The 14,135-nt window shown below is 45.1% G+C and carries 13 protein-coding genes; 5 read left to right on the forward strand and 8 right to left on the reverse strand.

The window, feature by feature from the left end; all coding sequences use genetic code 11:
• Positions 1-14: 14 nt before the first annotated feature.
• The gene (gene dxs, locus BUR09_RS01590) at positions 15-1,928 is read left to right on the forward strand and encodes a 1-deoxy-D-xylulose-5-phosphate synthase (protein ID WP_074215209.1); all 1,914 of its coding nucleotides are present in this window, start codon (positions 15-17) and stop codon (positions 1,926-1,928) included.
• A 194-nt stretch (positions 1,929-2,122) separates the two neighbouring features.
• On the opposite strand, the gene BUR09_RS01595 is transcribed toward dxs, so the two are convergent.
• A complete protein-coding gene (locus tag BUR09_RS01595) occupies positions 2,123-2,407 on the reverse strand; it encodes a hypothetical protein (RefSeq protein WP_074215210.1) in 285 nt (94 codons plus the stop codon).
• A 715-nt stretch (positions 2,408-3,122) separates the two neighbouring features.
• Positions 3,123-3,419, reverse strand: coding sequence for a TFIIB-type zinc ribbon-containing protein (locus tag BUR09_RS01600; protein WP_074215211.1), 297 nt, complete (start codon positions 3,417-3,419; stop codon positions 3,123-3,125).
• Positions 3,420-3,902: 483 nt separating this feature from the next.
• On the opposite strand from BUR09_RS01600, the gene BUR09_RS16770 reads away from it, so the two are divergent.
• Positions 3,903-4,049 (forward strand): hypothetical protein, encoded by a 147-nt coding sequence (locus BUR09_RS16770; RefSeq protein ID WP_175565967.1) that lies wholly within the window; start codon positions 3,903-3,905, stop codon positions 4,047-4,049.
• Between the two features lie 101 nt (positions 4,050-4,150).
• Here the strand turns inward: BUR09_RS16770 and BUR09_RS01605 are convergent, their stop codons facing one another.
• From BUR09_RS01605 to dnaE, 3 genes are read right to left on the reverse strand one after another with little or no spacing between them, the layout of a single operon-like run.
• Entirely contained in the window at positions 4,151-4,765 is a 615-nt protein-coding gene (locus tag BUR09_RS01605) for a MarC family protein (RefSeq protein ID WP_074215212.1), read from the reverse strand.
• A gap of 3 nt (positions 4,766-4,768) precedes the next feature.
• Entirely contained in the window at positions 4,769-5,155 is a 387-nt protein-coding gene (locus tag BUR09_RS01610; RefSeq protein ID WP_074215213.1) for a 6-pyruvoyl trahydropterin synthase family protein, read from the reverse strand.
• On the reverse strand, positions 5,148-8,618 hold the full coding sequence (gene dnaE / locus BUR09_RS01615; protein ID WP_074215214.1) for a DNA polymerase III subunit alpha: 3,471 nt from the start codon (positions 8,616-8,618) through the stop codon (positions 5,148-5,150). Before dnaE ends, BUR09_RS01610 begins: the two co-directional genes overlap by 8 nt.
• Before the next feature lie 249 nt (positions 8,619-8,867).
• On the opposite strand from dnaE, the gene BUR09_RS01620 reads away from it, so the two are divergent.
• The 3 genes from BUR09_RS01620 to BUR09_RS01630 are packed head-to-tail and all read left to right on the forward strand — an operon-like array spanning position 8,868 to position 10,539.
• Complete coding sequence (locus BUR09_RS01620) at positions 8,868-9,146, forward strand: hypothetical protein (protein WP_074215215.1); 279 nt, start codon at positions 8,868-8,870, stop codon at positions 9,144-9,146.
• Positions 9,147-9,162: 16 nt separating this feature from the next.
• The gene (locus BUR09_RS01625; protein WP_074215216.1) at positions 9,163-9,954 is read left to right on the forward strand and encodes an HD domain-containing protein; all 792 of its coding nucleotides are present in this window, start codon (positions 9,163-9,165) and stop codon (positions 9,952-9,954) included.
• A 15-nt stretch (positions 9,955-9,969) separates the two neighbouring features.
• A complete protein-coding gene (locus BUR09_RS01630) occupies positions 9,970-10,539 on the forward strand; it encodes a class I SAM-dependent methyltransferase (RefSeq protein ID WP_074215217.1) in 570 nt (189 codons plus the stop codon).
• Between the two features lie 101 nt (positions 10,540-10,640).
• Here BUR09_RS01630 and BUR09_RS01635 read toward each other — a convergent pair whose 3' ends face one another.
• From BUR09_RS01635 to BUR09_RS01645, 3 genes are all read right to left on the reverse strand, one after another.
• Positions 10,641-12,632 carry an alkyl/aryl-sulfatase gene (locus BUR09_RS01635; protein WP_074215218.1) on the reverse strand — a complete coding sequence of 664 codons (1,992 nt, stop codon included), beginning with the start codon at positions 12,630-12,632 and terminating at the stop codon, positions 10,641-10,643.
• A 113-nt stretch (positions 12,633-12,745) separates the two neighbouring features.
• Positions 12,746-13,414 (reverse strand): HAD family hydrolase, encoded by a 669-nt coding sequence (locus tag BUR09_RS01640; RefSeq protein ID WP_074215219.1) that lies wholly within the window; start codon positions 13,412-13,414, stop codon positions 12,746-12,748.
• A gap of 343 nt (positions 13,415-13,757) precedes the next feature.
• Positions 13,758-14,075 carry a hypothetical protein gene (locus BUR09_RS01645; RefSeq protein WP_074215220.1) on the reverse strand — a complete coding sequence of 106 codons (318 nt, stop codon included), beginning with the start codon at positions 14,073-14,075 and terminating at the stop codon, positions 13,758-13,760.
• Positions 14,076-14,135: the final 60 nt, after the last annotated feature.

Raw genomic sequence — 14,135 nt, forward strand, 5'->3', positions numbered from 1 at the left:
ACCCCGGATTTATAATGCCTGATAAGAGCCAATCTTCTCCTCGCCTACTGGACAGCATGAATTTGCCGTCTGATGTCCGCAAGCTTGATCTATCACAGCTTGAGCGGCTTGCAGGGGAGTTGCGTGAAGAGATAATTTCCGTAGTTTCTCAAACTGGTGGTCATCTTGCTCCTTCTCTTGGAGTTGTTGAGCTGACCCTTGCATTGATGTCAGTTTTTGATTTCGATCATGATAAGCTTGTATGGGACGTCGGCCATCAAGCCTATGCTTGGAAGCTGTTGACAGGACGTAAGGATGATTTTCATACCTTGCGTACCAAAGACGGCGTAAGCGGTTTTCCAAAAATTGCAGAAAGCTCGTATGACCATTTTGGAGTAGGGCATTCATCTACTTCCATTTCAGCTGCCTTAGGTATGGCTGTCGCGCGAGATTTGGCTGGCAAGAAAAATGAAGTGATCTCTATTATCGGAGATGGTTCCATGACAGCGGGCCTTGCTTTCGAGGGGCTTAATCAGGCTGGTCATATTGATAAGAAAATGCTCGTTATTCTTAACGATAACGAGATGTCTATCTCCAAGAACGTTGGGGCGATGTCGCACTTTATGTCCCGTAACCTGTCTTCCCGCTGGGTGCGCAGGTTTAAAAAGGATGTAGAGACGATCCTTAACGCGGTTCCTGCTATTGGTGAAGAAATGCTCAATTATGCTCGTCGTAGTGAGCATAGTTTAAAAAGTTTCTTTACGCCGGGGATGCTGTTTGAAGCGTTCCAGTTTAACTACATGGGGCCGGTTGACGGTCACGATATTAAAGCCTTGCAGCGTGCATTCAGACTGTATCAGGATCTTGATGAGCCTGTGCTGTTGCATGTTCTTACCAAGAAGGGCAAGGGCTACGCTCCTGCTGAATCTAACCCGACATTCTTTCACGGTGTAGGACGCTTTGAACCTGAAACTGGTCAGGCTAAGAAAGCAGCCAAGATTAACACTGTGCCTACCTATACAGAAGTTTTCGGCAATACCTTATGTGATCTTGCAGAGCAGGATGATCGCATTATGGCGATTACTGCGGCAATGCCAGAGGGTACTGGTACGGCCTGCTTCGAAAAGAAATTTCCGGATCGGTTTATCGATGTGGGCATATGTGAGCAGCATGCTGTAACCTTTGCAGCAGGTCTTGCTACTCAGGGATACCGTCCATGTGTAGCGATTTACTCCACCTTTATGCAACGCGCGTATGATCAGATTGTTCATGACGTTTGTTTGCAGAATCTGCCGGTTGTTTTCTGTCTGGATCGTGGTGGTATTGTGGGTGAAGATGGCCCGACACACCACGGTGTATTTGATCTGAGCTTCATGCGCCATATTCCAAATATGACAGTGCTGGTTCCTTCCAGTGAAGCTGAATTGGCGGACTGTATGGCAACAGCGCTTAAGCATGACGGTCCTGTGGCTATCCGTTACCCGCGTGGCGCTGGCTACGGCGTTCCTTTAAAAGAGAAGCCGGAACCGTTTGCTATTGGTACCGGTGAAATACTGGTTCAGGGTGAAGGGGTAGCTGTTGTCGCTGTAGGTTCCAGAACATACCCTGCAGTTGAGGCAGTGAAAGAACTGGCTGCAGAAACAGGAAAACAGGCCACTGTCTTTAACGCTCGTTGCGTAAAACCACTTCCTGAAGAGCAGTTGCTTGAACTTGTGAACACACATGACTCCTTGTTGTTGCTTGAAGAAAATGCGCTGCAGGGCGGCTTCTCCTCTGCTGTGCTTGAATTTTTGTCTGACAGTGGCGCTTTAGGTAAGTGTAAAGTAAAGCGCTTGGGTATCCCTGACAAATGGATTGAGCACGGATCACAGATTGAATTGCGTGAGCAACTTGGCCTTAATAAGAGTGGCATTAAAGAAGCTGTTCAGGAATTGTTTGATAAAAAATAGAATGTACCTGTGCGATGCAGACGCATTGTTAGGTGTCTCTGTATGAGAATAAAGAAAAGCCGGAGCAAAATGCTCCGGCTTTTTTTCTGGCGCAAAAGCCAGGATGGGATGAGCCTGACTTTTTGCTGGGGATATGACCATATTTGGGTCATTCTTCCTGATGCGTATATTTCGCCGCTAAGAGGCCTTAGCGTTTATTTATGTAGTGTACGGGCATAATTACCGTGGTACTTGTAGGCGAAGTATGTGCCGTAGTCACTTCCGGCGTCTGTGAGCATATCTTCAGTTGTCGGGGAGATCGATGGTAGTTGTTTACGTTGCACCTTAGGATTTGAGAGCTTTTGGGAAAGCATTTGCTTTAGAAGACGATCTTTTTCTTTGCGTTCCATCCAGATGCCGTTTCCGTCTGTATAGCGTTCTATCTTCCCGTTAGTATTGTTAATTATAGTGCGATCTACATTATAGTTATGGCATGTCATAATATTCTCCTTAAACGCACTTTAGTAACTATGTAGTCGTGCTGGTAATGTATATGTTTATCCGTATTAATACGTTTTGTTTGTTTCAGTAGTGTTGCAGTAGCTATTCATCTTATAGTCTTATTCGCTCATTTGAGCGAACCATCAATGATTGATGTGGAAGCTGTTGCTTGTTCTTGTTTGAGTTAGAGCAAAGTACGTGCCGAAAATGAAAAAACTATGAGACTAGTATGTTACATGTTCAAGAATATAGCTGCTTCTGCTGATGTTTGAAAATTGCTCAGATAGGTGTCATTTGTGCATTGTAAGCGACTAAAAATTGCACAAATTTTTTGTAACATGCAGTGAATACAAGAAAGGGGTGAGTTTTTTTGAACTCACCCCTTTCGCGTTTTTCGAATAGTACGTTTTGTTTTTCTTTAGGTAGTAGTTAGTTGCTTTTACTCAGGTGTGTGATGTGTGATCGCGGGCTGTGCTACCGCAAGTGTGTAGGGAGCCAGCTCTCCCCTCTTGCTTGTTTCAAGTTGTTTGTTCGTCATTTTGGGATGATTAACTAATCTATGTAAAAAAGAGCTGCAGGTAATACTTTGAATGGTAGAGCCAGTAAATGTTGCTGCCGAGGAGGGGTACTGTTTTAACAAATTACTTGTATGTAACGTAGCGGGGCAGTTACATGTCCGTATGTATTATCCTGCGGCTCTTTGTATGAAGGTCTTTAGTCAAATAGATCCATAAACCAAGGCTTACGGTGTTTTTTATGACCGTATTTATGGTTGTGCGAATCGTATTGCTCTCGATGGTGTATTTCTGGGAAACCATTTGGAGAAACTTGTACGCCTTGCTGTGGTGTTCGTATCTGGTGATGCTCTTGTTCATCGGCTAGAGTCTTTTCCACAATTTTATCCAGTTCCCCTCTGTCGAGCCAAATACCGCGACAGTCTGGACAATAATCTATTTCAATTCCCTTTCGTTCAGTCATATGCAGTTTGGTATTGCAATTTGGACAATTCATAGGCGTCCCTCCCCCTTGTCGTGCAGTAAATTTTTATTGGTGATAATATTTTTGTATATAATTACTACTGTGTTTGTTTTATAGATAGCATGATGGCTGCATTAACAATGCACAGTGCATTGGATGCTAACGGATAGAGTGAAAAAAACGATCTACAAAATTGTAGTGAGGTGACATCGTATTAATGCAGCCATCATGTTACGTGCACAGTGTGTTGCACATGCTTTGTTTTAGCAATAGCTATGCCATTTTTTTTGTGTACGGTATTTCAGCTAGTTGCAGTGTTGCAATTCCACAATGTTCAAATTGTGTACAAAATATATGCAGGCATGTGTATTTATTTGCACATCGGGCAAGGGGAATGAGCAAGATAATTCAGGTGGTTAAGGGGAAAGGCGAATGAAAACAGCGTATTGTTTGTTTTTGTATGTGCAGTGCTGTGTGCAAGAATTTACTTAAAGCACAGCGTGTTATGGGGGTATAGTGAAGAGAACAAGAAAAGCTGGGGCACGTAGAAGGGGGCATTGTGGTTCTTACAAGGCTATGCGAGCTTGCTTGAGAGGAATAGTCGGTGCAGATATTTCAACAGATGATCCGAAAAAAGATATTATCAGCATGCGGTATGCTTAGTGGGGCTTAATTGCGATAGTGGTATTACATTCTCAGAGAATGGGAAATAAAAAAAGCCCCTCTTAAATTGTAAGAGGGGCTTAGTTGTTTAAGAAGGAATCTTAGAATGTCTCTACGAACATACGGATACCGTCTTCAAGCATTTGAACAGCCATAAAGATGAGGATAAGCCCCATAAGGCGTTCTGTTGCTCGCAGTCCTCGTTGTCCCAGAATTTTAGTGAGAGATGAGGAGCAGAGTAGGATAATTGCAGTAACAAGCCATGACAGGAAAATAGCCACCAGCAACTCTGTGTTACCGTGTGGGCTTTCCTGAGAGCGTGCTGCGTAGAGCATTACTGCTGCCAACAGTGAAGGACCGGCCAGAAGAGGAACCGCAATTGGTACAATAAACGGATCTTTTTCAAGGTCAGCTGAAGAGCCGCTTCCCTGTGGAAATACCATCTTCATGGAAATAATTAGCAGAATGATGCCGCCCGCAATACGCAGGGTAGAGTGGTGGATATTAAGTAGGCCCAGCAGGTTGTCGCCAAGGAAGGTGAACAGAAGGATGATTCCAAGCGCAATAACAACTTCACGCAGCATAATTTGTCGCTGCTGTTTGGGCGTAAAAGCACCAAGCATCGGCAGACACACTGCAGCGTTACCCAGTGGGTCAAAAATCAGAAAGAGCGTAATGGAAATTTCAAAAATAACCTGCCAGTTCAAATCCATCATGTCTTACAACTCCAGATAGGTCGCAGACTGTGCAGCTTTTTCAGACACAGTTACGGAGTAGACCCGCACACCGTATGACTCGATGCGCTTGCCAAGCTCTTGATAGATGAAGCGGGCAAGATTCTCAGAAGAAGGGTTCATTTTGTCAAAAGGAGGTGTGCAGTTCAAATCTTTATGATCAATAAGCTCTGTTACTTCTTTCAGTTTGTTTTTCATTACTTTGAAATCAAGCAGAATTTCAACATCTTCAGAAAGCTTGTCACCTTCTACCACAGCTTCAACAGCAAAGTTGTGTCCGTGAATATTTTCGCACTTACCATCATAGTTGCGCAGTGCGTGTGCGGCTGCAAAATCGGAACGCACAGTAAGCCGCCAGATACCTTTAGCCATGGACAACTCCTTTCCAATTGGCATAGTCTTTTTCGAATTGTGGGCCCGGATGAATAGAGTATGCTTCATCCAGACTAAAAATAGCATCAGAGTCACTGATCATGGCCCGTACGTATACCGGAACGGGACCATTATGTTTTACTAAAATTTCTTTAAGTTCTGCGATGGCTTGAACGCAAAGTTTATTATGTGGTATGTCAATTGTTGTCGGCTCAAGATTGCACTGACATGCTTCAGAGAGTGACTCAACTTTCTCACATAACAGCTTAATTTCTTTTACAGCATCTTCATCGTCAGAATCTTCGTTGTTCTGTTGGTCGCTGATTCTGGCGGTCAGTAAAAGCGGCTGTTCACTCTGAAAAAGTTCTTTGCCTTCGGTATAGGCTTCAGGGAAAACAACAAGCTCGCCGGATGCAGTCAGGTCTTCAATATCCATGAAGGCCATTTTGCTTCCTTTCTTGGTAATGTGTTCCTTCATGGCGGTTACAAGAACTGCACATTTGATTTCGGCACCTTGCTCAAGGTCGGCTGCTTCTTCCAGAGGTTGCAAGTGCAGGCGGTGTAATTCACGACGGAAAGGCTGCAACGGATGGCTTGTTAAGTAGAAGCCTAGAGCATCTTTTTCAAAGCGCAGCTTCTGTTCGTCGTCAAATTCTTCAAGGGTCTGTTCTTCACAGTCAAATCCGATGCCTCCGATAACTTTCGGCTCTTCAGAGATCATGGTGAACAAGGAGACTTGATTGGAATCTTTGTCCTTGGCTTTCTTTTGTGCCTTGGCAACAACGTTGTCCAAAGCTGCCAACATGCCGCGGCGGGAAACACCGAAGCAGTCCATTGCACCGCCCTTGATGAGGTTTTCCAGTACGCGTTTGGTAACTTTTCTCAGGTTAACGCGGCAGGCAAGGTCGAGCATGGATTGGAATTCGCCATCTTCTTCCCGAGCTTCGACTATTTCGCGGATAGCTTCATCACCCACTGTTTTAATAGCGCCGAGACCAAAGATAACTTCGCCGTTATGCACCGTGAACTGTCGCCGGGATGCTTGTACGTTTGCCTGTTTAACGGAAACGCCCATGTCGCGACAAGCTGCAACGTATTTAAGTACCTTGTCTTGGTTGCCCATCTCTGAAGTCATGAGGGCAGCCATGAACTCTACAGGATAGTGAACTTTTAAGTACGCAGTCCAATAGGAGATAAGCGCGTATGCAGCAGAGTGGGATTTGTTAAAACCGTATGCTGCAAACTGTTCCATGAGGTCGAAGATTTCGTCGGCCTTTTCTTTTGGAATATTGTTTTCAGCAGCACCGGCAACGAACTTGGTACGCTCCTGCGCCATTGCTTCCGCAATCTTTTTACCCATTGCGCGACGTAGCAAGTCCGCACCACCAAGAGTGTAGTTGCCAACAATCTGCGCGATCTGCATTACCTGTTCCTGATATACGATAACGCCGTATGTAGGTTTCAGGCAGTCTTCCAGAGAAGGAAGTGGGTAAACAACAGGCACTTCGCCGTGTTTACGCTTAATGAATTCATCTACCATACCGGAGTTCAAAGGCCCCGGTCGGTAGAGGGCGAGCATCGCGATAATATCGTCAAAACAACTTGGCTTGAGCATGCGCAGGTAGGTACGCATGCCAGACGATTCTACCTGGAAAATACCGTCGGTATCACCGCGCTGGTAAAGTTCATATGTTGCTTCATCATCGAATGGCAGTGTGTCGAGGTCTGGTTGAGGCTTACCTGCAAGTCCGATGTTATCGACCGCATCCTGAATAACAGTCATGGTACGCAGTCCGAGGAAGTCGAATTTTACAAGGCCGACTTCTTCAACCTTTTTCATATCGAACTGTGTAACCCTGCCGCCTTTTTTATCTCGGTACAATGGCAGGTATTCAACCATTGGTTTGTCGGAGATAACAACACCAGCCGCGTGGGTGGACGCGTGACGACAGAGACCTTCAAGACGAAGGGAAATATCGATGAGCTTGGTAACGGAAGGATCGTTGCGGTACAGAGTTGCAAGCTCAGGTTCCGCTGCCAACGCTTTTTGGATGGTCATTTTCATTTCATCAGGGATAAGTTTGGATATCTTATCACCTTCTTGGAATGTTAGACCTTGAGCACGAGCAACGTCTTTAATTACCGCTTTTGCCTTCATTTTACCGAAGGTCGTGATCTGGGCAACTTTGTCTTCGCCATATTGCTCCATGGTATATCGGATAACTTCACCACGACGGCGTTCGCAGAAGTCAACGTCGATATCCGGCATGGATACACGCTCAACGTTCAGGAATCGTTCGAAGAGCAGGTCATACGGAATAGGGTCAAGGTTGGTAATACGCAGAGCCCACGCGACAATGGAACCTGCAGCGGAACCACGACCCGGCCCTACAGGAATACCATTGTCCTTTGCCCAGTTAATAAAGTCCTGTACGATGAGGAAGTAGGCAGGGAAGCCCATGTCGTTAATAACTTTAAGCTCAAGCTCAAGTCTGTCCCAGTACACTTTTTTATCAATTTCGTACGGAACGACATCAATACGTTTTTGCAGACCCTCTCGGCACATGCGGCTGAATTCTTCCGCCATGGTCATGCCTTTAGGCAGGTCGTATTCAGGGAAGTAATATTCGCCCAGTGTCAGCTCGATATCAATCTGATCTGCAATTTTGACTGTGTTGGAAATAGCTTCCGGAACATGGGCAAAGGCAGCCTTCATTTCTTCCGGAGACTTGTAGTACAGTTCTGTGGTGTCAAAGCGCATACGTTTTTCATCCTGCACTTTTGCACCGGTCTGGATACAAAGCAGGGTGTCGTGCGCTTCAACGTCTGAGGCGTTTAGGTAGTGGCAGTCGTTAGTTGCCACAAGCGGAAGCCCTGTGCGTTTTGACAGCTCAATAAGCTTATCATTAAGCTCATCCTGTTCTTTAAGCCCGTTTGATTGCAGTTCAAGGTAGAACCTGTCAGGAAAAATTTCTGCGTATTCTTTTGCGACTTCTTCTGCTTCTTCCATGCCGTTGTTTAACAGATAACGAGGAACTTCACCCGCAAGACAAGCGGAAAGAGCAATAAGGTCGTCACTGTGCTCGCGCAGCACTTCTTTACTTACACGTGGCTTGTAGTGGAAGCCGTTAACACAACCTTCCGTTACGATTTTGCAAAGATTTTTGTACCCATTCTCGTTTTTAGCAAGTAGCACCAAGTGGTAGCGCCTTTTGGCGAACTCACTGGCTTTGTCTGTATGGTCACCGTGCGAAACATAGACTTCGCAACCGATAATAGGCTTGAGACCGGCTTTTTTAGCCATGAGGTAAAAGTAGACGGCACCATACATGTTGCCGTGGTCAGTAATGGCAACGGCAGGCATGTTGAACTCAGAAGCCTTTTGACAAAGGTCTCCTAAACGGATAGCGCCATCAAGAAGGCTGTATTCAGTATGGCAGTGTAAATGTACAAAATCTGACATGGTTCGCAACTACTGTGGAAGGTTTTTGAACAGGGTTTATGGGACTAGTTTTACGGAATAACTGGTACTAGTTAGTATCAAAGGAACGTAGCAGAATCAAAACATCGGGACAACAGGATTTCCAAGTCCTTATTTGTACTCTTTTGAAAAAATAGAAGAATGTTTTTTCATATGTACGAGTTTGATGTTGTATGAAGTTAATTCTGCTATGCTTGGATTCAAAGAGCAGGTGTAATACAGGAGGTTCGAGTGTTTGAAAAGTTTTCATCGTGGCTTCAGAGTGTTGTTGAATCAAAGAGTCTTGACGAAGCCATAACAAACTTTATTTCCACAAAGTACGGGCAATATGCGCTAATATTTATCTTTTTCATGTTCATTATTACCTACCTGCGGGTTCTTTTTGGACCGAAAGGCTTTTTCAGGGAAAAACAGTGGGATGAGTGGAATGAAGATGCAAAGGCTAGACGTGAGGCAGAGATAGCTGAGCGTGAGGCTGGAGCTCAAATTGAAGCAGAGAAAAAATCTTAAGTAATACAGAATAGCCATGGCACCAGATATCACCACCTATCAAGAATGGTTTGCACAGTATGTAGCAGGATATGTGCAGGCTGGCAGCGACGATCAGCAGTATATCGACTTAAAACGCGATCATACGTTGCGGGTCTTTGAGAATGCAAAACAGATTGTGGATTCGTTGCAGCTGGATTCTATGACGATGAAAATTACGCTGCTTGGTGCGTTGTTTCATGACGTAGGGCGGTTTGAACAGTTCAGGCTGTATAAAACTTATAGCGATCGGGAATCTGTGAATCACGGTATTCTTGGCTGTCGTATTTTAAAATATGAGCAGGTGTTGGGGCATGAGCCTGTAGAAATTCAACGTGCTGTACGATCTGTCGTTGCCATGCATAATAAATTTGTTCTGCCTTCAGCACTTCCTGAACACATCCGTGTTGCCACCCATATTGTGCGCGATAGTGACAAGCTGGATATTTTTCCAGTGTTGGTATCTAATTTTACACATGATGGTTCGATGAACGATGTTGTAAACATGGGGCTGGAAGAGGGCGCAACTCTGTATACCCCTGAGGTGTTGTACAATGTTCTTAATGGTGAATCTGTAAAGTACGGTGATATGCAGTACGTTAATGATTTCAAACTGCTGTTATCCAGTTGGGTGTTTGGACTTGAGTACCGTGCTTCTATGCGGTTGTTAGATGAACGTGGTTTGATGGTGCGTCTGCTTGATACGTTACCTGCCTTGCCGGAGATGGAACAGGTGAAGCAGGTCGTACGTGATGAAATTCAGCGGGTGCTTGCAGATGGTGTGTCTTAAGAAGAGGAAGTTAGCGTGAAAGCCATTACAGCATTTTTATGGAAAACAATTGTCACAAGTACGGTCGAGCAAACCGTGAGACTTGTGCGTAAGGCTCGTGCCCGTAGAGTGTTTGTGATTGGTGAGAATACAGATGCGCTGTCGTACGCCTTATCTAACGTTGTTGAGCAACTTGAAGTCCTCAATCATGATGGGTTGCACTCAGTGCTGGCGCGCTCTCAAACGGAACTGCAAGAGGGGCGTTCTTTTTTGAGCGCAAAAGACGATTCGTTTGATCTTTGCATTGTGAACTTCGAGCTGCATCAGGTTGACCCGGAAGTGGCAGAACAGATCGTGCGTGAATGTAAACGAATTGCACCTAATGCGCTGCTTGTAGATTTTGCACTTGCAGAACGGAATATTGAGCTGCCATCTCAGTATGTATGCTCACTTGCAGAACAGTTCCTTCATAGAGGGCATTGGGATATTTATAAAAATTACATTCGTGTTGGTGCACTGCATGGTATTGCACATCGCGCTCAGGCAAGTGAATTTGCTAACAAAACCATATGGGGTGGCGGTATCCGTTTGTTGCTGGTTGGATAGAAAAAGAATTTATTGAAAGCAGATTATCTCATCAACGGTTATCAATATTCTTCTGCTTTCAAAAGAAAAGGCACGACGTTTATCCGTCGTGCCTTTTTTTATTAGTTTTTGGGTAGCGGTATGTTTGGAGTAACGATGTTGAACCAGAACGGGAAGTTGTCGAGCATTCCTAGAAGCGCGTGAAGCTTTTTCTCGTCGCCGGTGACTTTTATTTCGCTTGTTTTGACTGCATCTGCGAGTGTGGTTTCTTTAAGGAATACTTTATTCAATAGTGCACGCGGCATCTCGATGGTGAGGTCGGCGTTTTCGGCTGCTCCAGTCCGGTTGGATAGTGCTGAGTTTTGAAGTTCCAGTACGAACTTTTCAGAGGTGTCAGTAAGCACTAGATTAATGATGATATTTTTCCCAGCGGCTTTTTCCGGATTGAGGCGAATGCCTGTGTAGTCCAGCAACATGGATGTGTCCATTGCCTGAATAAAATCCAGCGAGGCAGTGTTTGGTGCAGGCAGCTCTTTCACACCGTTTCGTAACTCCTGTGCACCAGTAAGGTAGAAGTTACGCCATGGGCCGGATTCAGCCTGATATCCAAGTTGTTCTAATGCATCTGCCACGAGCATACGTGCTTCCTTGTTGGAAGGGTCGGCAAAAACGACGTGGTTACCTACTTCAGCTACCCATCGGTATTCGCCGTTTTCGTAGGCCTTGCGTGCTTTGGAGAGGACTTCTTTTGCTCCGCCCATGTATTCAACATACTTTTTGGCTGCTTTAACAGGAGACAATACGTGCAGTTTAGATGGGTTGCCGTCGAACCAGCCAAGATAGAACACATATGTAGCTTTGACGTTATGATATACTGATCCATAATAGCCGCGCATTGCCCAGTGTTGAGCCAGTTTTTCAGGGAAGCGGATTTGTTCTGCAATTTGATCTGGAGTGTATCCCATGTTGGCAAGGCGGAGGGTCTGGTCGTTGATGTATCGGTATCCGTCACGAGCCATTTTAAGGTTTTTAATAACCGCTTCATTTCCCCATACTGGCCAATGATGCATTGCGTAGAGGACTTCAGCATTTTTACCCCACAGCTGGATAGTCTGGTCGAGGTATTTGGACCATGCGAGTGGGTTGCGGATTTTGGCACCACGCAGTGTGTACGTGTTATGCAGGGTATGGGTGCAGTTTTCAGCTGCAGAAATGGCTTTAAGCTGCTTTACGTACCAGTGCATTTCTGCCGGTGCTTCAGAACCCGGAGCCATGAGGAACTCGAAATCAAGTCCGTCAATAGTCATTTTTTGACCGGTTTCTTTAATGAGGTCGGTAGGAAGAATCAGAGTAACCGTGCCAGTAGACGTAGTAGTGCCAAGACCTGCCCCTACTTGTCCTTTTGGAGATGGGGGAAGCAGGTTGCCATACATATATGTGGCTCTGCGACTCATGGCATTACCCGCATAGATGTTTTCTGAAACGGCGGCTTCGGTAAAACCTTCTGGGGCGATGATTTTTATTTTACCGTCGCTAACGTCTTTTTCATCGATAATACCGCGTACTCCACCAAAATGGTCCACGTGGCTATGGGAATAAAATACCGCTACAATCGGTTTTTTGGGGCGATGTGTGTAGTAGAGATCTAACGCTGCTTTTGCTGTTTCTGCAGAGATGAGCGGGTCTATGACAATAATGCCTGTATCCCCTTCAATGATCGTCATGTTTGAAAGGTCAGCATTACGTACTTGGTAGAGCCTGTCGCAGACTTTGAATAAGCCACCCTGCATGACAAGTTGCATTTGACGCCATAGGCTAGGGTTGACGGTGTCAGGCGCTTTCTTTTCTTTCAGAACAAACTGGAATGCCTGCATATCCCAGACAACTCGCCCCTTGGTATCTTTAATGATGCCGTTGTTTGGCAACGGAGTAATGAGCCCTTTTGCGGCATCCTTAAAATCCTGTTCGTTAGCAAAAGGTAGAATTTCCAACCACTGGGCATTCGCTGCTTTTGTGAAGTCCGTTGCCGGATTCGGTGAAACAGTTGCAAATGCGGGATTTGAAATAGCAGAAATAGTCAGCCAGAAAAGAAGCAAGAGCCGTATGCCTTTCATGGTATTCTCCTGATAAGCTTTTAGGGAGGGTACTGCGTGATTGTACCGCGTTAAACTTGTCAGTCAGTGATAATTAGGCGTGGTTGTAGCTGCTTGTCTTTTTGTGTTGGCTTTTATTTTTCAAATTTAGCAAGCTGCAAGAATAGATCCCAACAGTCTGCTGCTATAAAGTCTGGGTTTTCTGCTTCAAATTCTTCTCGGGTGGCTTCTCCGGTGCAGACTCCTGCGGTAAGGGTTCCGGTAGCTTTGCCAGTATGAATATCCATCAAATGGTCACCAGTCATGATTGCTTCATGAGGCAGGCAGCTAACCAGAGCAAGTGCTCTGTGCAGGTGGTCTGGATCTGGTTTTACGATAGGGACATCGTCTCGGGTGAGAACTACAGGGCAATATTGATCTACATCCGGAAAAACAATGCGGACAGCTTCTGTGCAGTTGCGTGTAACAATACAAGGGGTAATGTCTCTTTTGCGCAATTCAGAAAGCAGGTTTCGAGTCCATGTGAATACATCGCTCCGTGCTGCGGCTTCGAGTTCAACATCTTTAGCAGCGCTGATGGCCGCCTTATCCATTGCATCGAGGATGGAAAGGTTTTCCTTTGCGGCCTGTTTTTTTGCCATATCAAGCCATTCAAGAAGAGGGAGGCCGTTAAGGTCAGGAAGGTTTGGGTAGATTGTTTTTACTGCGTCATACGCCCGTTGTTTCATTTCATTAAAGTCAATGGTGGGGATCGCAAGGGTTCCGTCAAAGTCGAAAACAACAGCTTTGAGTGAATGTAGCATGGTTATCCTTGTGTATTGAGGAGAGTTCCTCAAGGGTGCGTATAGCTGATTATGAGTTGTGGCTTTTGTTTTTCTATAGAGCGCACTCAGTAAGGTCAACACGTCAGTTGTGGCGGGAGCAGAGTTATAACCGGTCGGGTGGTTAGATATTGTCTTTAAAAATATGAGTGCGGGTAGGTTGGGATACTAAATGACGTAAAGGTGCCGGGGATATATTCTGGGAAGAGGTGTGTAGGTAAAAAAAGACCCTTTAAAAGGGTCATAGTAATTAAAAGCCGTGAAGGATTTGTTAGGCCATCAGTAGGTGATATTGTCTTGGCATTAAAGGTAAAGAGCAACAGCACTATTCGTTGATAATAATGATGTCTTGTTCAGATGTGTCGTTAATAATGACTACGTCCGGTTCGTGCCGATCGTCGATAATAATTACATCCGGTTCAGGGCTTTCGTCGATAATGACGATGTTTGGCTCTTGTCTATCATCAATGATGACGACATTTGGATCAATATAATCGATGACTGAATCGATTATGATTTCTTCCTCAGAGATGTCGTCATAAACCATTACATCTGGGGCATCATCTTCCAGAATAATTATTTGATCAGCAGTTGCGATGTTAGGGATGGTAAGTGCAATTAACAGCAAAAGAATGTGTTTCATCTCTTCTCCTAAAGTTATATTTGAGAGAATTACGCTGCTGTCAGTTAATTTTGGGTAAAG

Origin of the sequence: Halodesulfovibrio marinisediminis DSM 17456 (assembly GCF_900129975.1) — a bacterium.
Taxonomy (GTDB): Bacteria; Desulfobacterota; Desulfovibrionia; order Desulfovibrionales; family Desulfovibrionaceae; genus Halodesulfovibrio; species Halodesulfovibrio marinisediminis.

Bases quoted from the DNA above. Each gene is read 5' to 3' on its own strand.
- dxs (WP_074215209.1), top strand. From the start codon at position 15: ATGCCTGATAAGAGCCAATCTTCTCCTCGCCTACTGGACAGCATGAAT.
- BUR09_RS01595 (WP_074215210.1), bottom strand. From the start codon at position 2,407: ATGACATGCCATAACTATAATGTAGATCGCACTATAATTAACAATACT.
- BUR09_RS01600 (WP_074215211.1), bottom strand. From the start codon at position 3,419: ATGAATTGTCCAAATTGCAATACCAAACTGCATATGACTGAACGAAAG.
- BUR09_RS01605 (WP_074215212.1), bottom strand. From the start codon at position 4,765: ATGATGGATTTGAACTGGCAGGTTATTTTTGAAATTTCCATTACGCTC.
- BUR09_RS01610 (WP_074215213.1), bottom strand. From the start codon at position 5,155: ATGGCTAAAGGTATCTGGCGGCTTACTGTGCGTTCCGATTTTGCAGCC.
- dnaE (WP_074215214.1), bottom strand. From the start codon at position 8,618: ATGTCAGATTTTGTACATTTACACTGCCATACTGAATACAGCCTTCTT.
- BUR09_RS01625 (WP_074215216.1), top strand. From the start codon at position 9,163: ATGGCACCAGATATCACCACCTATCAAGAATGGTTTGCACAGTATGTA.
- BUR09_RS01635 (WP_074215218.1), bottom strand. From the start codon at position 12,632: ATGAAAGGCATACGGCTCTTGCTTCTTTTCTGGCTGACTATTTCTGCT.
- BUR09_RS01640 (WP_074215219.1), bottom strand. From the start codon at position 13,414: ATGCTACATTCACTCAAAGCTGTTGTTTTCGACTTTGACGGAACCCTT.
- BUR09_RS01645 (WP_074215220.1), bottom strand. From the start codon at position 14,075: ATGAAACACATTCTTTTGCTGTTAATTGCACTTACCATCCCTAACATC.